The following is a 19,708-nucleotide window of genomic DNA, read 5'->3' on the forward strand; positions in this document are numbered from 1 at the left end:
CCGTATGAACAGGCTTTTCGACAAATCGATCGTGCTGGCGTGCTGTATTGCGGCCGCCATGGGTCTTGCCGTGGACGCTCGTCTGGTTGTGGCGTTTTGCCTTGGCATTATTGCCACCTCGCTGGCCGAGGTCACACAGGGGAAACGCACCCGACGCGCAAGCGAGGCAGCGAGCTACGCCTGCATCATCGCGGCTGTCTTCGTGCCGCCGTTTGTGCCGTTTGCGCCCCTCGCCTTCTATGACATCGCGCGGCGCGTGCGCCGTGAACGCATCTGGCCCGCGCTGGCGATTGGCGCAGTGTTTGTCTGCGCGCTTATCGCGGACCTTCGCACCGACGCGCTCGCCGCCCGAACGCTCCTGCTGACCGCCATCCTTTCGGTTGCCGCCACCCTACTATCGCTACGTACCGCCCAGTTGGAGCGCGAGCAGCAGCGCATGCGCCGCACCCGCGACGAGCTGCAGGAACGAGCCCTCGCGCTCGAAGCGCGCAACCGCGATCTTGCCGATCGCCAGGACTACGAAGTCGAGCTCGCGACGCTCGCCGAACGCGCCCGCATCGCGCGCGAGATCCACGATAACGTCGGGCACCAGCTCACGCGCGCCTCACTGCAGGCCGAAGCCCTACGCGTGGTCCACGCCGACGAGCCTGGCGTCGCCGCCGATTTCGCCGACGTTAAACGCACGGTTGACGAGGCGCTCCAGCTTGTGCGCACCAGCGTCCACGCGCTCAACGACAACGCCATCGACCTCTCCGTGCAGCTCGAGCGCATCGTTGAAGGCGCACGCTCGGACGGCGGTCCGCAGATTGAGCTTGAAGTTATGACCGAACATGCGCCCGCAAACGTCGCGAACTGCTTTGCGGCGGTCCTGCGCGAGGCACTCTCCAACACCATGCGCCACGCTTGCGCTCATGCTGTCACCGTACGATGCATGGAACATCCGTCGTTTTACCAGCTCATCGTTACCGACGATGGCACGGGCGGGGCCCAAGCAAGCGGCCGCAGCGCCGCGGAGGGCATGGGGCTCGCCTCCATGCGCGAGCGTATCGAGGCGCTTGGCGGCACCTTCACCGCCGGTCCGCGTGACGGCACCGGCGGCTGGCGCGTGTTTGCCACCATTCCCAAACAGCAAGGAGATGAGGACCGATGAGGCTCATCGTTGTCGACGACGACCGCTTGGTGGTCGATTCGCTCAAGATTATCCTGGGCGCCCAGCCGCAGATCGAGGTGGTGGGCACCGGCGCCAATGGCGACGACGCAGTGGCGCTCTACGCCAAGCACGCACCCGATATCGCACTGCTCGACATCCAGATGCCGGGGCGCGACGGGCTTTCGGCAGCGCGCGAAATCCTCGAGCACGACCCCGCGGCGCGCGTGGTGTTTCTGACGACATTCTCGGATGACGAGTACATAGTGTCGGCGCTCAAGCTGGGCGCCCGCGGCTACCTGATCAAGACCGATGTCGCCGCCATTCCACCGGCGTTGGCGCAGGTCATGGACGGCAAACGCGTGCTCGAGGGCAAGGCGATCGAAGATATCAACTTTGATGGGGCGGACGTCGAGGCCGGCGCGACCCGCCGGCCCGCCGCCTTTGCCGGCCTGACCGACCGCGAGTTCGAAGTCGCCGAGCTCATCGCCCGCGGCCTCGACAACAAGGAGATCGCTGCCACCGCCTATATGGGCGAAGGCACCGTGCGCAACCACATCAGCTCGATCCTAGCCAAAATGGGGCTACGCAACCGCACCCAAATCGCCATCGCCTATCTGCGAGGCTAGCCGCTGGCTGCCGCCAATTTGATGCCATTTCAAAACTATGCCGGTTTACTACGATGAATCGCCCGCCTTCGACCACGGTAAATTGCGCGCTTGCAAAACCGCAGGTAGAACGCTTGCAATATTTAGAAAAATGCAGTCATGGTCGGGAATGTCGAATTTATCGTAGTAAACCGGCATAGTTTTGTTCGGGCGGCCCTGCACGAGTGTCTCCGCCAGCCTCGCGGGACCAAAATGATCCGTTTTCCTCCGTCCCCAAGGGATCAGCCGGAACCGCCCGCCACGAAATCGGCCCATCTACTACGTTTGACGCGATACCCCTGACCATGCCTTCGTTTTGAACAAAACCGCAGGCGTTCTACCTGCGGTTTTGTTTTCGCGTTTTTTGGCATGGTTGGGGGTAAGGGACTAAACGTAGTAGATGGACCGGTTTCGAGGCGAACCCTTCTCGCCTACGCACAAAAGCGCCGCCACGGAGGAGGGAGATACCTCCGTGGCGGCTGGGGCTGGGGGTGGGGCTATGTTCTGGCTCCCCGCCGGCCGCCCGGGGCCTTCTGGCCCCGGGCGCTGCCAGCGTGCCTAGCGCTTACGGATACCCCAGACCAGGGCTCCGACGCCAGCCATGGCGATGACAAATGCCATAAGCAGAGCGGCAGCCTGCTGGTCGCCTGTGGTGGGCAGGAAACCCTTGACCGTCTTGACGATGTTCGTCACGGTCTTGGGCGTGCCGGGATCGGGTGTCGGCACGGGCGTCTCGGGCTTCTTGTACGTGTTGTTGAACACGATACCCTCGACGCTCCTGTCGCCCTTGGTAAAGGCGACGTTCGCCTTGAGGTTGCCCTCGCCGTCATCGACCACGTTGACGGTCGCGGTAAAGACGGACTTGTCGTAGGTCATACCGGACTCGTCGCCCTTGACCTCGCTGATGGCATAGACGTACGTACCGGGCTCGTCGTACTCGAACTTGTCGAAGTTGATCTTACCGTCGGCATCGTTGGTGACGGTAGACTCGATGTCCTCGCCAACGAGCTTAAAGCTAAACTCGTCCTTCTTGAGCTCGCGTCCCTCGAGCACCTTGATAGCGCCGATGGAAACCTGCGTAGGCATGGCGTGATACTTGTTGGTAAAGCCAGCCGACTCGGTGGTTCCCTCGAGCTTGTGCGTCGCGGTCAGCGTGCCGTCGCCGTTGTCGGAAACGGTGGTCACGACGGTGTAGGTCGTGCCGTCATAGGTGACGCCCTTGTACAGGCCGAGCGCGTTGGGGCAAGCCTCGCGCAGCGTGTACGTGTGCGTGCCGGGTGCCTCGTAGCGGATCGGGCTCAGCGTCGCAGTGCCGTCGGCGTCGTTGGTACCGCTGGCGACAACCACGCCGTCCTCGAGCAGCTCAAACGTGAACTCGCCGGCTGCAAGGTCGCGTCCAGTCAGGCGCTTGACTGTCTTGACCTGATCGGTCACGGACGAATCGGTAGGTGCCACGCCGTAGGTGTTGGTAAACGTGAAGGCAGCACCGTCGTCGCCTTCGCGCTTGACGCTCAGATGCCCGGCACCGTCGTCAGACACGGTGTAGGAAACCTTGCGCGTGGCGTTGGTGTCATTGGTCACGCCAGGGGCACTACCGGACTCGGTCACCGTGTAAGTAAAGGTGTGCGAGCGCGGAGCGGTGGGGGCTGCGGGCTCGGGCTCGTCGCTGGGCTCGTCGGCGTTGGCATCGGTGTCGGCCTCTTCAGCCTCTGCCTCTTCAGCCTCTGCCTCGTCGGCCTCGGCCTCGTCAGCTTCGTCTGCCTCGGCCTTATCGGTCGCATCGTCCGTCACGCCCAGAGCGCGGTTGAGGTCCTCGAGCGTAAAGTGGATCTTGCCAAAGTCCACGTTGCCAGCCGCGTCGTTGGTTGCGGTCGTGCGCCCGGGCATCGGGGCACCTGCCTCGTCGGCGGTCACGGTAAAGGTGAACTTGCCCGTGATGTCAGCCGGGGTCAGGCCCTCGGCAGCTTGGAGCTTCTTAGTGCCAGCGAGCGCGGCGTCAACGGCGTCGGCGCCGTAGACGTTCTCGAACAAGGGCTCGACGCCGCCGTAGTCGACCGTCGCCGTCAGGGTACCGTCACCGTTGTCGACGACGATAACCTTAAAGCCAAAGCTCCTCGTTGTAGCGGAAACGCCATTCGGCAGCCCGAATAAATCTTCGTAGGCCGTGTAGTTAATGGTCCAGGCGAGCTTACCGTCCTTGTCGGTACGATGGGCAAGCCCAGCCGCCTCAAGATTGGCAAGCATCTCGGTGTCGTAGTGCAGCGCATCAAAGCTCACATGCCCGCCGATATTGGGCTTGAGGTTTTCGTAGCCCACAAGCTCGCCCTGATAGGCAATGCCGAACCAGAACTCGCCGTCGGCCATCGGGCGACCGGTCAGAGTCTTGGTGGCAACGACCTGAGCAGCGGTACCACCAGGCGTGTTGGTCGTAGCGCTGTAACTGTTGTGGAACGGCACCAGGGCCTTCTCGACCTTGTTCTCGCCACTCTTGTGGACCGTCTCATGCGTGCCCTCGGGACCACCGGAAACGGTCGTCGTAGCAGTGAGCGTACCGGCGGTGTCGTCGGCGATGGCGATCGTCACCGTGCGTACGGCGTCATCGTAGGTGTAGCCGGGCTGGCCGTCGTTCTTTTCGGCCACGGTGTACTTGAAGGTCTTGCCGGCGTCAGCCTGCGTAAATTTAACCTCATGACCAGCCAGAATGTCGATCAGTCCGACCGTTGCCTCTGCCGCTTCGGGAGACTTGAAGCTATTGGCCCCGGGCAGCAGACCGAGCGCGCGAGCCGAAGCGTCGTCAGCAGGTGTCACGGTAAAGGTGAACTGGCCCTCGGTCATGGGGCGGCCGTCCAGATACTTGCTGAGCCACAGACCGCCGGCCGCGGTGTAGTTAAGCTCAGTGCGGTACGTGTTGGTGAAGCGTCCGTTTTCCTTCTTGGTGACATTGGCGGTCAGCTTGCCCTCGCCGTCCTCAGTCACGGTCACTTCGGCGGTCGCGACATGCCCGTCATACGCCATGCCGGCCGCGTTACCCGCGTTCTCGCGGATCTCGTACGTGTAGGTTCCGGCAGCCGTGTAGCGGATCTTGCCGAACTTGACGGCAGCGATGCCATCCTTCGCATCGTGCTTGTTCACGGTCACGGTTGAAGGATCGGGCAGCGAGGTGCCCTCAGCGGCGGTGATGGTAAAGCTGAACTCGTCGGAGTCCGTCCAGTCGCGACCGTCGATAGCCTTGCTCAGATCAAAGTCGAGCTCTGCGTCGAGCGGGGTCACGCTGTAGGTGTTCTTGAAGGTCGCAGCCGTGGCGTCCTTCAGGACATGCTCAGCCTTGAGCGTGCCATCGCCCTTGTCGGTAATGGTGGTCTCGATGGTGTACTTGGCGTCGCCGTACGTGATGCCCTTGCTGATGGTTCCGCCGTTGACCTCGCGCAGCGTGTAGGTGTGCTCGCCGGCCTCGGTGTACTTCACGGCGCTCATCGTGATGTTGCCCTCGGCGTCGTTGATGCCGGTGGCAACGACCTTGTTGCCCTCGACGAGCTCGAAGGAGAACTCGCCTTCCTTGAGGTCGCGGCCGATCAGAACCTTGTTCGCGGTGATCTGGTCGGTAACGCTCGTCTCGACAGGCGTCACGTTATAGGTATTGGTGAACGTAAATGCCACATCGCCGTCCGGCTTGCGGGATACGCTCAGATTGCCCTTGCCGTCATCAGTCACGGTGAAGGAAACCTTGCGCGACAGCTTGGCGTCATTGGTCACGCCAGCGACCTCGCCGGACTCGGTCACGGTGTAGGTAAAGGTGTGCTCGCGCTTCTCGGGCTTCTCGCCCACAGCCTTGTTAAGGTCGTCGAGCGTAAAGGTAATCTTGCCAAAGTCGACCTTGCCCTTGGCATCATTGGTCACGCTCGCGTTCTCGGGCACAGGCGCGCCCTCTTCACCGGTCACGGTAAAGGTGAACTTGCCGGTGATATCAGCCGGGGCCAAGCCGTCGGCGACCTGCAGGTTCTTGATGCCCGCAAGCGATGCATCGGCAGCATTCGTGGTGTAGGCGTTCTTGAACTCGATACTCTTGACGTCCTTGGCGTCCTTCAGCTCGTGCGTGGCAACCAGCTGGCCCTTGCCGTTATCGGCGATGGTCGTCACGATGGTGTAGACCGCGTCATCGTAGTCAATACCGCCGGCGTTGCCCTTAACCTCATGCAGCTTGTAGGTGTGCTGGCCGATCTCGGTGTACTTGATGGCACTGAACGTCACCTTGCCGTCGGCGGCGTTCTTAACGGTCTCGATAAACTCAGAGTCCTCACCCTTAATCTCGCGCAGCTCAAAGCTGAACTCACCGGCCGTAAGGTCGCGCCCGGTCAGAGACTTGGTCACGTCAATCTTGTCGGTAACGCTGGACTCAACAGGATTCGTGGCGTAAACGTTCTTGAACTCGGTCTCGCCCGAGGTCACCTTCACGCCAGCGCTCAGCTCACCCTTCTTGTCGGGCGTTACCGTCACGGTGATCTCCGCGACGTTCTTGCTGTAGGCGATGCCGTCAATCGTGGTCCCGGCATGCTTTTCACTGACCTTGTAGACGTACGTGCCAGGTTCGGTGTATTCGATCGTGCCGAAGTCGATGGCAGCCTTGCCCTGGTCCAGGTCAGCCTTGCGCACGGTCGCAGTCCTAGCCGCAGGCATCGGGGCGCTGCTCTCGGATGTCAGGCCAAACTCAAACGCGTCAGCATTCGTCCAGTCGCGACCCTCGAGCACCTTGGTCAGGCCAAAGCTGGCCTTGGTGTTCACCATTGCCGGCGTCATGTCATACGCAAAGCTGATCTTGCCGTTGTTGCCCAGGTAGGAATTGACATGCGTCGCGGTCGCCTTGGCAGACACGTTGTTCCACTTGGGGTTGAGAACGTCGGTCGCGGTACCAGTGCTGTTGCCGCCCACGCTGCCCTTGGTAGTGTGGAGCTCATCGATAAAGGCCAAACGCGCGGTTCCCACGCTAAACGAAAGGTTGCCGTCCTCGTCGGCAACAAGAGCGCCGTCAAACTTCGCTGCGTCGCCGCCGACAAACTCGATGATAGCAGTGGCGGGCTTGGCCTCGCCGTTCGAGCCCCGCTCCTCAAACTCATCCTTGTAGTAATAGGTGCCAGTATCTGCCAGCGAATTCTTTGCAGGCTGCGTGCAGCCCTTATCCGCGTAAATGGGAGTCTGCTTCTGGAAGTAGTAGTAGCGGTTGGTGTCGGCCGGCTCAAAGGTCGCAACCGTATCACCCAGCGCACCACCGCTCCACTTGTTCGCGTAGAAGCTCACGGTCTTGGTGCCGTCAACGACAGTCGTATTATGCTCGATGTAGTTCTTGAGCCCTGCTACCTTCTCGGGCGTAAACAGGTTGTCAAGTGCGGCGCTCTTCACGCTCGAGGCATACTTCACCTGAATGGGCTTAACGTTGTCGACCGAAAGCTTGCCGTCTACGGTCTTAAAGTGACTCAGCGGAATCAACGACGCAGGAATGTTAACCGTTACGATATCGCCCTTCCGGGGATTGTCATCGCCAGCACGCTGCACGGTGATGAGCAGGTCTTTTGCCTTGCCGGAAAACTCGTAGGTGTCGGTATTGGTTTCTTTGTTGACCGTCTTGCTCGCCTTGGTAAACGACATGCCGTTGATGACGACTTCGGTAAATCCGTCGACCTGCATAAAGTAGCCCAGCTCGTCGGTAAACGTGATGTAGCCGGACTTGGTCTCGTCGTAGCCCTTATGGATTTCGGTCGGATAAGGCGGCTCCGATGTGATGGCCTGTGAGATGTCGTCGAAGACCTTCTTGAGCTCTTCAGCATTGGTCGCCGACTTGTAGTAGTCGGAATTTTCCGCGCGCGTGCCAAGCTCGTCGCTCGCATACGACGTGGCATCGGGATAATTACTCGACACGGCGTGCATAAACTTATTGACGTCGCTTGTCCCCTTTTTCGAGGGATCGGCAACGGGGTCCGCTCCACTAAAGATGCCGATGGTATAAACGGTGGCCTTGCCATCCTTCATCTTCTTGGCAGCCGTCACGGCAGCATTGGCGACGTCAGAATCAAACTCGCTGTAGCTCGTTGGCTTGCCGTCGGTAAAGAACACAACGATCTTCTTGGCATCTGCGCGACCAGAAGTGATATCCCCGGCCAGTTCCAGACCATAGTCGGCGCGCGTAGCACCGCTTGGCTTGATTCCAGCAACTGTATCCTTAAGAGCTTTCACGTTGCCGCCGGAGCAATCGGTCAAACCCTTCATTACCTGCGAGTGGTTGTACTTGTATTGGCCTTGATAGTACGTGTCATTGCCGACCTTATCAGTCTTATCACCCGCAAACTTAACAATGGCAACCCTATGCTGCCTATCAACGCCCTCGATAGCCTCGTTTTGTTTGGCGATGGTATTGATAAAGCTGTTCGCAGCGCTCTTCAGTGCATCGATACGCTTGGTGCGATCTCCGCCACCCATAGGATCATCCATCGAGCCGGAGGCATCCAACACCATCACGATGTCGAGTGGCGTGGTGACTGTCACGGTTGAATTAGACGTCGAGGACATCGCCGAAAGCGTGGTCAAAAAGTCCGACTCTTCGTTTTCCCCGGTTGCCTTGACCGTCTTGTCGGTCCAGATTCGGCCGACGTTTTGGGTCGTTACCTTATTGCCACCGTGGCCTGCCGCCCAGATTTCCCAGCGACCGCTGGTATCGGGGTCGACGACCGTTCCGTTTACTGTCGGCCCGTCCATTCCGGTACTGGACCTGGCGTTGGCCTCGGGCAGCATGGCAAATGCTGCAGCCGGCAATACCAGCACTACGGCCAGTATCACCGCCAAGAGACCCCTCGTGTACTTACCCATCGTGTCTCCCTTCTCGCGGGCTCAGACCTTGTATCAGCCTAAAGTTACGAAATGAGACACAATTCGGGCAGGTGACACACGTTCCAGATTCGGTTTTGGGCGCGAGACAAATGTCTCACCAAAGTTGAGACACGAGAGTTTTCGCAAGAAAACGGGTGCGACTCGGAGCCATCAAGCAAAAATGATCCGTTTTCCTCCGTCCCCGGGGGATCAGTTGGTAACGCTCGCCACGAAACCGGCCCATCTACTACGTTTAACCCGATACCCCTGACCATAACCGCGTTTTACGAAAAACCGCAAGCATTCTACCTGCTGTTTTCTTTTCGCATTTTTCGCCGTGGTTGAGGGTAGCCACCCAAATGTAGTAGATAGGCCCATTTCATGGCGAACGGGTCACGCGGATGTCCTCGCAAGGCCAAAATAATCCGTTTCCCTCTGTCCACGGGAGATCAAGGTCTGGTACTGATATGGTGCCATTTCAAAACCATGCCGGATTACGGGGCTAAAGTCGGGATCCTCATCCATACCTTCATTTTTTGAAAAACGGTAGGCTATCTACCTGCGGTTTTGTTTTTGGGATTTTCCGTATGGTCGGAGGTTCGCTATCCAGCCCCGTAATCCGGCATAGTTTTGTTCGCGGCGGCACAACCGCGCGCTCACGCGCGGGGCCGGCGGGGCATTTTTGCCCCGCCGGCCCCATCCCAGCGCTATTCCAGCCCCATTTCAGAGCTATTCCGGCTTGGTTTCCACCGTGGGAGTCTTGTCCGCTGCGACTGGGGTACGGGCGGTGTCCATAGTCAGGCAATGTTTGGGGCAGCTTTCGATGCACTCGCCGCACACCACGCAGGCATACGGGTCAATCGACCACGTTCCGCCCTTGCGATCGACCGCGAGCGCGCCCGCCGGGCAACGCCGCGCGCACATGCCACAGCAGATGCACACATCCATGTCGTTAACGATATGCCCGCGCAAGCGCTCGGGTGCCGCGAGCTTCTCCTGCGGATAGCACACCGTTACCGGCTGCTTGACCATAGAGCCCAAGGCCGTCTTGGCAAATGTCAGCAAACTCATGCCGCGCCTACCTTTCCGTGCAGCTAATGCAGGGGTCGATGGTCAGGATAATCATGGGCACGTTGGCAAGGAGTACGCCCTGCAGCGCATGCGTCAGACCCGCCAAGTTCTGCGACGTCGGAGTGCGCACGCGGAAACGGTCCAGGTTCTTGGTGCCGTTGCCGCGCACATAGTAATACGCCTCGCCGCGCGGCTGCTCAATCACAACCTCGCCGCGCGCGCCGTCGGCCGGCGTAAGCTTGGTGCGCCCGCCAATCCCGTCGTGCGGAATCTTGCCCACAAGCTCCTTAATGATGTCCATGGCCTGCGTGACCTCGGCGCAACGCACCTGGCAGCGGGCATAGCAATCGCCATCGGTAGCAACGATGGGCTCAAACGCGGCCAAGTCCGCATAGGCGCCGTCGTCAAACATGCGCACGTCGTAATCCACGCCCGATGCGCGCCCAAACGGACCGACCATCGAAAGCTCCAGCGCGTCTTTCTTGCTAATCACGCCCACGCCATGCAGGCGCTCGCCGCAGCTGTTGTCGTCCAAAAACGTATGCACCAGGGCCTCGTAGTCAGGACGCATGGCATCGAGCGTCTGGACAATGCCCGCCAGCTCGGAGTCCTCGATATCGTGCTTAAGGCCGCCGATCTCGTTAATCGACAGAATCACGCGCCCGCCGCAAGTGCTCTCAAAAATCTTGAGTATCTGCTCGCGCAGGGTCCATGACCGATAGAACAGCGCCTCGAAGCCAAAGGCGTCGGCGAGCAGGCCCAGCCACAGCAGATGCGAGTGAATGCGCGAAAGCTCATGCAGAATGGTGCGGATATACTGCACGCGACCAGGCACCTCGATGCCGAGCATGCGCTCGCAGGCGCTGGCATAGCCGCAGCTATGGCCCACGGCGCAGATGCCGCAGATGCGCTCGGCAATGTAGCCAAACTGATGCATATCGCGCTTTTCGGTGAGCTTCTCGAGTCCGCGGTGCACAAAACCGATCTGCGGAATTGCCTCGATGACGCGGTCGTCCTCGATCACCAGGTCCAGATGAAGCGGCTCGGGCAGTACCGGGTGCTGCGGGCCAAACGGAATAACGGAGCGATGTGCCATGGGCCTTACGCCTCCTTTTTCTGCTTGTCGCGGGCGGCCTTGGCGGCAAGCGCCGCGCGGACCTTGGCTGCTTTCTCGGGATCCATGGCAGCGAGCTTTGCCTCCATCTCGGCAGCCTTGAGCGCGGCCTTCGCAGCAGCCTCATCGTGCTGAGCATCGGAGCCGGCAGCCGCAGCGGGCTGAGCAGCGGCGCCCGCGGCATCGCCGGCGCTCGCAGCGCCCTCCCCTGCAGCAGCCGCAGCAGCGGCGGCCTTTTCGGCAGCGGCCTTGCGCGCCTTGGCTTCGGCGGCGGCACGGACCTTCATGGCCTTCTCGCGCGCGGCCTTCACCTCGGGCGTGATAACGCTCATGGGCTCGGCAGTCGAAACATGGTAGAAAAAGCCCTTAAAGTCGATCTGCATGTCAGTGACGGCAAGCCCGAACAGGTCGTGCGCTTCGTTCTCAAACGGGAACACCGCGGGGTAATACGAGCTGATGGACGGAATCTCCTGGTACCGGTCGATACCCTCGACTACCAGGTTCTCAATCACATAGTTGCCGTCCTGGGCGATCTGCTCCTGGGCAGCACGAACGTTGATGAACGTATAGACCAGGCGATACGAGCCGTCGTCGACGTTGCGCTCGGCGTGCATTTGCACAAAGCGCGCGCCGACGCCCTTAAGCGCCTGGACATGCGACAGGAGCTCTTCGATCCCGACGGTGGTATAGATAGCCTTTTGCATTACTCGGCCTCCTTTGCAGCGGCGGTCGCGTCGCCGGCCTCAGCCGCAGCCACAAACCCGTCCTCGCCCAGCTCAACGCCACCGTCCCAGGTAGCGGCACCGCCCACGGTGAGCGGATCGCCGCCGGCGCGCATCACGGCCTCCTTCTGGTCCAGGATGCCGCACGCCTCCACAATGGCATCGATCACGGTCTCGGGGCGAATGGCGCACCCGGGCGCGTACACGTCCACGGGAATCGCGCGGTCCACGCCGCCGATCACGTTATAGGCATCGCGGAACACGCCGCCCGAACACGCGCAGATACCGCACGCCACCACGCACTTGGGCTCGAGCATCTGGTTGTAGATCTGGCGCACGACGGACAGATTCTGGGCATTGACCGACCCCGTCACCAAAAAGATATCCGCATGCTTGGGGTTGCCGGTGTTGACCACGCCAAAGCGCTCCGCATCGAACAGCGGCGTGAGCGAGGCCAGTACCTCGATATCGCATCCGTTGCAGCTCGAGCCGTCGTAATGAATAACCCACGGCGAGCGCGACATTTTATGATCCATGGATGCCGCCTCCTAAATAAATACGTCGACGAGGATGGGCATAAGGTTGAGCAGGCCAAACACCAGCGCCACGCCCCAGCCGAGCTTAAAGCAGCTGCGCCAGGTGCTGCGGGCAAAGGTGTTGTCGATCAGGACCTCGACAAAATACGTCGCGGCCATCACGACCAGGGCGACCAGCCAGCTCACGGGGTTGTCCCAAACAAAGAACATGCCCACCCACATCAAAAACAGCACGGTCTCGCACCAGTGCATAAGGGTCATCTTGGCCAGCGTGCCGCCGCTCATCTCGGTGGCGACGCCCTGGACGATCTCCTGATGCGCGTGATGCGAGTACGAAAGATCGAACGGCGACTTGCGCAGCTTGATGGTAAGCACCGCGAGCAGCGCGAGGAAGATGGGCGCGCTGTACACGATGATGGGGGCCGACTGCCCCATCACTGCGATAGAGTCGAAGCTATCGGTGGCAAGGTACAGACCCACGCTCATCAGCAGAACGGCGGGCTCGTAACTCATAACCTGCAGCAGCTCGCGGTCGGCGCCGACCTGGGCAAACGGGCTTTGCGTCGAGGCGGACGCCAGCACCACAAAGATCGCGGCGAGCGTCACCATAAAAGCGCACAGCAGCGTGTTGGAGCCCGACACAAAGATGCCGCCGCCCACGACGGTAAAGATGAGCGCACACGCCATGTAGGTATCGTCCATGGTGTTTACGCTGGCGGGGGCCTTGCGCAGCAGCTTAGCAACGTCGTAGAAGGGCTGCAGCAGGCGCGGGCCCACACGGCCCTGCATGCGGGCCGAAAGCTTACGGTCAAGGCCGTCGATCAGGCCGCCCACAAGTGGCGCCAGCAAGGCAAACGCCACGGTACCAATAAAAATGCCCACGACGCCCGAGCCTTCAAAATACTTGCCGCGCAGCACCGAGGGCGCGCTCATGGCAAGCCGCTCGGGCCCAATCCACGCGCAACACAGCAGCGCAAACAAGATAATGCTGCAGCACACGACGCTACCCGCGGGACCAATACGCTTCTCACCAAGGGCGTCCTCCGAGTACCAATTGCGCTTTTCGGCCTTCACCTCGTGTCCCATCGAGCCGCGGAAATGGCGATATTTGTCGGTTCCCACGCCCGAAAGGTACACGTTGACGTGCGGCTTATTGCTCACGCGGAACGACGTCAGCAGCACCACGGCGATAAAAGCCACGATAACCACCATCAGATACATGGCGTCCTTGCCGATAACGTACGGCACGCGTCCAAACACCATGGCGAGATAGGGCGACACCAGACCGCTCGAGATGAGCGGGAACGCCACGCAGCACAGAATCAGCAGCGCGGCGATGGTGTTGAGGGCCATCCATTCGGTCTTATGGACATTGACCTCAACGTTTTGAGCCGTGGGGTCGACGCCCGAAAGCTTGGCAAGCCACTTGCCCCAGAAGTAGAACGTCGCGGCAGAGCCAAAGGCCAGCACCATGATCATGAGCACGTTGCCAGTCTGCGCGAACGCCACCAGGGCGCCCCACTTGGACACGAGCATGCCAAACGGCGCCACAAACATGCCCATGATGCCCAGCATCATCAGACGCGTCAGGTGCGGCATGCGGCTGAACATACCGTCCATGTCCTCGATATTGCGGCTGCCGATATGATGCTCGGCCGTGCCCACGCACAGGAACAGCAGCGACTTGGCCACCGTATGGAACAGGATCAGGAAGATGGCGGCCCACACGGCCTCGGGCGCGCCGACGCCCAAGCAGGCACTGATGAGGCCCAGGTTGGAAATGGTGGAGTACGCGAGCACGCGTTTGGCGTTGCTCTGCGAGATGGCCATGAGGGCAGCGAGCAAAAACGTGATGGCACCCACACTCGTGACCATAAAGCCGGTCACGGGATAGATGGCATAGAGCGGGCTCAGCTTGACCATCAGGAACACGCCGGCTTTGACCATGGTTGACGAGTGCAGCAGGGCGCTCGTGGGCGTGGGGGCAACCATGGCGCCGAGCAGCCACGTGTGGAACGGCATCTGTGCGGCCTTGGTGAGTGCGGCGAGCGACAACAGGATGACCGGCATCACCAGCAGCGCGGATTGCGCGGTTCCGGCGCCGGAAAGCTCAATCATGCCCGAGATGGTCAGCGGCATGCCGTTAACGTGCAAGAACATAAGGCCCGCCAAAAACGCGATGCCGCCCAGCATGTTGAGGATGATCTGGGTAAAGGCGTTCTTGATGGCCTCGGGCGTGCGCGTGTAGCCAATCATAAGGAACGAGCACACGGTGGTGATTTCCCAGCCGCAGAACAGCCACTCAAGGTTGTCGCTCGTCACGATGACGAACATGGCCGAGAGGAACAGGAACATAAGCGCCAGGAACTGCGGGCGTCGGTCGGGCGCGGTCTGCCCGCGCAGTGCGGCCTCGTGCTCGTCATGGGCCTGGAAGTCCTTCATGTAGCCCAGGGCATACACGCAGATTAGGCTGCCGACGATACCGACGGCGAGGACCATGATCACGCTCATGTAGTCTAGGTAGAGCGGCGTCGCCGTGACGGCTTCGGCCGCAGGCAGCGTCATGGCCGCAAAGACGAGCGAGCCCACCAGCTGGACTATGCCGAGCACCGTGGTAAGCACGCTCTTATATTTGTGCGCGTTGTACAGGATGACGGCGCACAGGACGACATCGATGGCGGAGCTGACGATCGAGAGCACATGCGAGGTGCCGGGGGCAACCTCAAAACTCTGCGGACCCGTGCCAAAAAACATGACGGCGACTACAACTGTCACCGCCATAATAATGCCGGAACCTATGAGCCCCACCGCATCGCGGGCTCGGTCACCGCGCGCGAGCAGCATGCCCAGCGCCGGTACCAGCGGAAACAGGGTAAGGAAATACAGTAGCGTCATACCATCACTCCCCCATGCAAAAACGCTGCAATTGTTTAACGTTATAGCTCAATTGAGGAGTAGCGGCGGCAGGTTTTCGGTCAACTGGGGAGTTTTAGACGTACGGGGTAAGGAGTCTGTCCGCATTGGAGCAGTGGCGCGGCAAGAAAAATGCGCCCCTGTGGGCGCACCATCCCGTTCGCCATTCCGCCTTTTTAACGCGCGGCTTGCGACCGCGCGGCTTATCGACCAGCGCGGACTCACCGTTCTCGCGATACTGGCGGCACCAAGCCTTGACCGAAGACTCGCTAGGAATCTTGTACTTGATCATGGCCTCGCGAACCGTCAGGCCGTTTTCCAAACGGTCCTTAACCACGGCGAGCTTAACTTCGTACGAATAGGTGTGGTGATGCGAACCAGCGTTGAGAACGGCGTCGGCACCGCCCACGGCATACGCGCGGGCCCACTGACGAGCCGTGGCCTGGGGAATGCCAAGCTCCGCGGCGAGGGCGCGATGACCGACCCCCTCTTGGAGGATCTCGACGGCGCGCTGCCTAACCTCGGGCGCATGCGTGCGAGTCCTTGTTGCTTCCGACATACCTGCCACTTCTTAGCCTTAACCGTTAATCTGCCTTCTTACGTGCATGTTAGATAGTAGCATTTTGCTGTTTGCTCAAAGCAGTTAATTAAAATAGGCGCGGCGTTATCTGGGCATTTGGCACCAAATTACGACATTTCTTTATCGATTATTTACGCTGGTAGCTGACTCGCAGCTAATCGTCATTCGCTTGTCAACAAAATTGGCATCTCTTTATATCCTTTGGTATAGAGGATATAGTTATTAACCCCTCCCCCAATAATTTTGAGTGATCTGCGAGGCAGTAGACGTCATCACTCCTCATGATTACCGCGCATTGCCATCCACCGGAGCAAAACAAAAAGGGCGGGACCTGCTGCGCTTGCAGGCCCCGCACCGGTTGACACCCGACGGGACACAGCCGGGCGAGACGAATCCGTGCTACCGCCCCGCCTGGCCGCGATGCTCAACTACAGCTCGTTGGCCGCGTGATATGCCGTGCGAATGGCGCTCGCAATGTCGGCGGTGCGCTCGCCCGAGCAGTCGCCCACGCAGGTCACGGGCACCGTCACGCCATTCAGATCAAACGCGTTGGCCTTGGAGCCCACGGCCATCACCACGTAATCGCAGGCGATCTTTACCGGCTCCTCGGCGCCGTCCTCGGTGGTGCGAATGGCCTCCACGCCCTCGTCGGTGATGGCGGTCAGACGGGTCTTAACATGCTGTTCCACGTTGTGCTCGGCAAAGTCGCTCATGATCAGCGGCAGAATGGTCTCGGACTCGCCCGCGGCAATCTTGTCGAGCATCTCCACGATCGCCACCTCGCAGCCGTGCTGCAGCAGGTACTCGGCAGTCTCGGTGCCCACCAGGCCACCGCCAATGACGGCGACGCGGCCGCTGAGCTCCACCTTGCCGGCCAGCACGTCCCAGCTCGAGACGACCTTGTCCGAATCGGCACCCGGAACGGGGATGACCACGTCGTGCGCGCCCACGGCCACAATCGCGGCGTCGGCGACGTTGAGGTCCTCAGCGGTAGCGGCATGGTTGAGCTCAACCTTCACGCCCAGGCCGGGCAGAATCTTCTCGTAGTACTCGACCGAGCGCATGATCTCGTCCTTGCGCGGGGGCGCGGCCGCCAGCACAATCTGGCCGCCCAGATGGTCGCTCGCCTCGTAGACAGTCACATCGTAGCCGCGCTTGGCCGCCACGCGCGCGGCCTCCAGGCCGGCGATGCCGCCGCCCACCACGGCGATCTTCTTGTCGCCCTCGCCCGGCTTGATGGCGATGGTCGCCTCGTCGCCGTTCTCGGCATTGAGCACGCACGAAATGTACTTGCGGTTTTGAATCGCATCGACGCAACCCTTGTTGCAGTTGAGGCACTCGCGGATGGGCTCACCCGTGGCGGCCTTCAGCGCAATGTCGGGGTCGCACATGAGCGAGCGGCCATAGGCGATGATGTCGGCCGCGCCGTCTTCCAGAATCTTCTCGCCGGCCTCAACCGAGACAACGCGGCCGACGGTTGCCACCGGCACGGAGACCAGGGCCTTGACGCGCTCGGCCACGGGCAGCGTCCAGTTGTAGGGCATGGCACCCATGGGCGGAATGGTGTCGCCCATGTTGCCGGTGTGGTTGGCCTGTGCGACCTGAATCATATCGATGCCCGCACCCTCGAGCAGCTTGGCGAACTCGCAGGCCTCGTCGGGCTGCAGGCCACCCTTGCCGCGCGGCGTGCCGTCGGGGTTCTCCATGATCACGGGGAGCTTGTACTCCACCATCAGCTGCGGCGCGGCCTCCTTAATGGCGGCGACGACCTCCAGCGCGTAGCGAACGCGGTTCTCGAACGAACCACCGTACTCGTCGGTGCGCTGGTTGAGGATGGCCGAGCACAGCGAACCCACCAGGCGGTCGCCGTGGACCTCGATAGCGTCGATCCCGGCCTGCTGTGCGCGAGCGGCCGAGGCAGCGATGGCCTCCTTGATCTGGGTGAGCTGCTCTACGCTCGCCTCGTTCACAAAGTGCTGCATGTCGTGATGCAGCTTGGCGTAGGCCTGGTTGCGGATCTCGTTGGACTCGGCCATCTTGGCGGCAAAGGTCTCCTCGTCGCCGGCGGCCTTGGCCTCCTGCGCGGCCTTGGCGGCGGCCATGGATCCCATGACCATGCGGCCGACGCCGGGCACGTCGTACTCGGGGTGGAACAGCTGCAGCGCGACCTTGGCGCCGTGCTTGTGGACGGCATCGGCCAGGGCCTTAAACGTGGGGATTTGGGCGTCGGTCGCCAGCTTGGGCGTGGGGCTTGCGGTCATGACGGGAGCAACGTCGCCGATGACGATGTAGCTCACGCCGCCACGGGCCAGGCGCTCGTAAAAAGCCAGGCTGCGCTCGCCAATGGAGCCGTCGCGCTCCTCGTAGCCGGTGGTCAGCGGCGGGAACATAATGCGGTTTTTGAGCTCAAGGGGGCCAACCGTAATGGGCTGAAGCAGCTTGGATGCAGGTGCGGTCATGGACATTCCTCTCTTGTAGGCGCGGCGGCGATGATGCCGCGTAGTTGTCTAGAGGATATGGCATGGGAATACAACAGCGCAACGGAAATCGGCGGATAACAGGTAGCGGCAGGTGGATGGGGCGGGGCGGCCCGTCGGTTTATCTCAATCTGTAACAGTTACGCGGCAAAACCGGGTCTTACTGTTACAAATCAAGGTATTCCTCTCAACCCATCCTCAACAATCTAGATCTGTAACATCTAGACCTACTTTTGACCCCAACCTGTTACAGATCGAGACAAACCAAACCCGCCTGCTAGAAAATCTCAATCTGTAACGGTTACTCGGCAAAAACCGTCCCTCGTGTTACAGATTTAGACAAACACGACCAAGCCCACCGGTATATCTCGATCTGTAACACCTAGCCGCCCAAATCGGGTCTAGATGTTACAGATCGAGATTTTGTTTGAGAGGCCGAGAATTGGATCGAAAACACGGTCCCGAAATAACAAAAAAGCTCGCCGGCTAGGCCGACGAGCTGCAAGTTCTTGGTCGCGGGGGCAGGATTTGAACCTACGACCTCCGGGTTATGAGCCCGGCGAGCTACCAGACTGCTCCACCCCGCAATGTCTGGGCGCTTCATGTGCGCTAGAAAGAATATTACGCGGGAGTTCGGTAAGCGGCAAGGAAAATCTCGTAGAGCATAATTCCTTCATATTTAAAACCCCTCAGCCCCTATCACCGTAAACGAATCGCAGCCGAGCGCCGTCGGCGGCGCGTATACAATGGTGCGCGTCCTTTTATGCCAACACTGGGAGTAGACATGCTGCTCGCTATCGATATGGGAAACACGCAGACGGCCATGGGCCTGTTTGACGGAGACGAGCTGGTGCAGTCGTGGCGTATGCCCACCGACCGCTCCTATACCGCCGACGAGATCCACGTGCGCCTGATGGGTTTCTTTAAGATGTACGGCCTTTCGCTCGATGCGGTCGACGCAATCGCCTTTGCGGGCGTGGTGCCGCAGCTCTCGCGCGAGTGGCACGCCGTGGCCGACCGCATTGCCGCGGACGCCATCGTCATCGGGCCGCAGACGGCCGCGGTGACCAAGCTGCGCGCGGCGCGCCCCCAGGCCGTAGGTGCCGATCGCGTCGCCAACGCCGTTGCGGCCGAGACTTTCTACGGCGCGCCGGCAATCGTGGTGGACTTTGGCACCGCGACCAATATCGACGTCATCGATGAGGACGGTTATTACATTGGCGGAGCGATCGCGCCGGGCATCCGCATCTCCATGGACGCGCTTGCCGCCCGTGCCGCCAAGCTCGCCAGCGTGCCGCTCGAGGCGCCCGAGCACGCCATCGGCCGCGATACCGAGGAGTGCATCAAGGTCGGCGCCGTAACGGGCGCCGCCGCCATGGCTGAGGGCCTGGTCGCGCGCATGAAGCGCGAGCTGGGCCGCGAGGATGCCACCGTTATCGCCACGGGCGGTCTCGCCAGCATCGTCGCCGATTCGACCGATGCCTTCGACGTGGTCGATGGACAGCTCACCATCAAGGGTATCTGCGAAATTTACCGCCGCATGCAGGAGCTGGGATAGAGCAGGGGCTTAAGTCGAGCACGAACGCGAGCGGCGAACTAGGCAACGCATCGGTCCTATTCCTCAAAATCGAAAATTTATCAGGTTT

At 60.8% G+C, this 19,708-nt stretch carries 11 protein-coding genes and 1 tRNA gene; 3 read left to right on the forward strand and 9 right to left on the reverse strand.

What is annotated here, in order from left to right; all coding sequences use genetic code 11:
• Positions 1 to 4: 4 nt before the first annotated feature.
• The gene (locus tag I2F59_RS01720) at positions 5 to 1,150 is read left to right on the forward strand and encodes a sensor histidine kinase (protein ID WP_195503046.1); all 1,146 of its coding nucleotides are present in this window, start codon (positions 5 to 7) and stop codon (positions 1,148 to 1,150) included.
• A complete protein-coding gene (locus I2F59_RS01725; RefSeq protein ID WP_195503047.1) occupies positions 1,147 to 1,776 on the forward strand; it encodes a response regulator in 630 nt (209 codons plus the stop codon). The genes I2F59_RS01720 and I2F59_RS01725 overlap by 4 nt, the downstream gene beginning before the upstream one ends.
• A gap of 576 nt (positions 1,777 to 2,352) precedes the next feature.
• Here I2F59_RS01725 and I2F59_RS01730 read toward each other — a convergent pair.
• The 9 genes from I2F59_RS01730 to I2F59_RS01770 all read right to left on the reverse strand — a co-directional run bounded on the left by I2F59_RS01730 (position 2,353) and on the right by I2F59_RS01770 (position 18,649).
• Positions 2,353 to 8,649 (reverse strand): Spy0128 family protein, encoded by a 6,297-nt coding sequence (locus I2F59_RS01730; protein WP_195503048.1) that lies wholly within the window; start codon positions 8,647 to 8,649, stop codon positions 2,353 to 2,355.
• Positions 8,650 to 9,378: 729 nt separating this feature from the next.
• A complete protein-coding gene (locus I2F59_RS01735; protein WP_055251494.1) occupies positions 9,379 to 9,720 on the reverse strand; it encodes a 4Fe-4S dicluster domain-containing protein in 342 nt (113 codons plus the stop codon).
• 7 nt (positions 9,721 to 9,727) lie between these two features.
• Positions 9,728 to 10,816, reverse strand: a complete 1,089-nt coding sequence (locus I2F59_RS01740; RefSeq protein WP_195503050.1) for a hydrogenase large subunit — start codon at positions 10,814 to 10,816, stop codon at positions 9,728 to 9,730.
• 5 nt (positions 10,817 to 10,821) lie between these two features.
• On the reverse strand, positions 10,822 to 11,538 hold the full coding sequence (locus I2F59_RS01745) for an NADH-quinone oxidoreductase subunit C (protein WP_195503051.1): 717 nt from the start codon (positions 11,536 to 11,538) through the stop codon (positions 10,822 to 10,824).
• Positions 11,538 to 12,092: an NADH-quinone oxidoreductase subunit B family protein gene (locus I2F59_RS01750; protein ID WP_195503052.1), complete on the reverse strand. Its 555-nt coding sequence runs from the start codon at positions 12,090 to 12,092 to the stop codon at positions 11,538 to 11,540. The genes I2F59_RS01745 and I2F59_RS01750 overlap by 1 nt, the downstream gene beginning before the upstream one ends.
• Positions 12,093 to 12,104: 12 nt before the next feature.
• Complete coding sequence (locus tag I2F59_RS01755) at positions 12,105 to 14,987, reverse strand: proton-conducting transporter transmembrane domain-containing protein (protein ID WP_195503053.1); 2,883 nt, start codon at positions 14,985 to 14,987, stop codon at positions 12,105 to 12,107.
• 94 nt (positions 14,988 to 15,081) lie between these two features.
• Entirely contained in the window at positions 15,082 to 15,564 is a 483-nt protein-coding gene (locus I2F59_RS01760; RefSeq protein WP_195503054.1) for a helix-turn-helix domain-containing protein, read from the reverse strand.
• Between the two features lie 449 nt (positions 15,565 to 16,013).
• A complete protein-coding gene (gene bilR, locus I2F59_RS01765) occupies positions 16,014 to 18,044 on the reverse strand; it encodes a bilirubin reductase, long form (RefSeq protein ID WP_229065274.1) in 2,031 nt (676 codons plus the stop codon).
• Positions 18,045 to 18,572: 528 nt separating this feature from the next.
• Positions 18,573 to 18,649, reverse strand: a tRNA-Met gene (locus I2F59_RS01770).
• A gap of 197 nt (positions 18,650 to 18,846) precedes the next feature.
• Here I2F59_RS01770 and I2F59_RS01775 point away from each other — a divergent pair.
• On the forward strand, positions 18,847 to 19,620 hold the full coding sequence (locus I2F59_RS01775) for a type III pantothenate kinase (RefSeq protein ID WP_158554584.1): 774 nt from the start codon (positions 18,847 to 18,849) through the stop codon (positions 19,618 to 19,620).
• Positions 19,621 to 19,708: the final 88 nt, after the last annotated feature.

Origin of the sequence: Collinsella aerofaciens, from assembly GCF_015556945.1 — a bacterium.
Lineage (GTDB): Bacteria > Actinomycetota > Coriobacteriia > Coriobacteriales > Coriobacteriaceae > Collinsella > Collinsella aerofaciens_AO.

Excerpts from the sequence above, each read along its gene's own strand:
- I2F59_RS01735 (WP_055251494.1), bottom strand. The coding sequence starts at position 9,720 with ATGAGTTTGCTGACATTTGCCAAGACGGCCTTGGGCTCTATGGTCAAG.
- I2F59_RS01760 (WP_195503054.1), bottom strand. The coding sequence starts at position 15,564 with ATGTCGGAAGCAACAAGGACTCGCACGCATGCGCCCGAGGTTAGGCAG.
- I2F59_RS01755 (WP_195503053.1), bottom strand. The coding sequence starts at position 14,987 with ATGACGCTACTGTATTTCCTTACCCTGTTTCCGCTGGTACCGGCGCTG.
- I2F59_RS01720 (WP_195503046.1), top strand. The coding sequence starts at position 5 with ATGAACAGGCTTTTCGACAAATCGATCGTGCTGGCGTGCTGTATTGCG.
- I2F59_RS01730 (WP_195503048.1), bottom strand. The coding sequence starts at position 8,649 with ATGGGTAAGTACACGAGGGGTCTCTTGGCGGTGATACTGGCCGTAGTG.
- bilR (WP_229065274.1), bottom strand. The coding sequence starts at position 18,044 with ATGACCGCACCTGCATCCAAGCTGCTTCAGCCCATTACGGTTGGCCCC.
- I2F59_RS01745 (WP_195503051.1), bottom strand. The coding sequence starts at position 11,538 with ATGCAAAAGGCTATCTATACCACCGTCGGGATCGAAGAGCTCCTGTCG.
- I2F59_RS01725 (WP_195503047.1), top strand. The coding sequence starts at position 1,147 with ATGAGGCTCATCGTTGTCGACGACGACCGCTTGGTGGTCGATTCGCTC.
- I2F59_RS01750 (WP_195503052.1), bottom strand. The coding sequence starts at position 12,092 with ATGGATCATAAAATGTCGCGCTCGCCGTGGGTTATTCATTACGACGGC.
- I2F59_RS01740 (WP_195503050.1), bottom strand. The coding sequence starts at position 10,816 with ATGGCACATCGCTCCGTTATTCCGTTTGGCCCGCAGCACCCGGTACTG.
- I2F59_RS01775 (WP_158554584.1), top strand. The coding sequence starts at position 18,847 with ATGCTGCTCGCTATCGATATGGGAAACACGCAGACGGCCATGGGCCTG.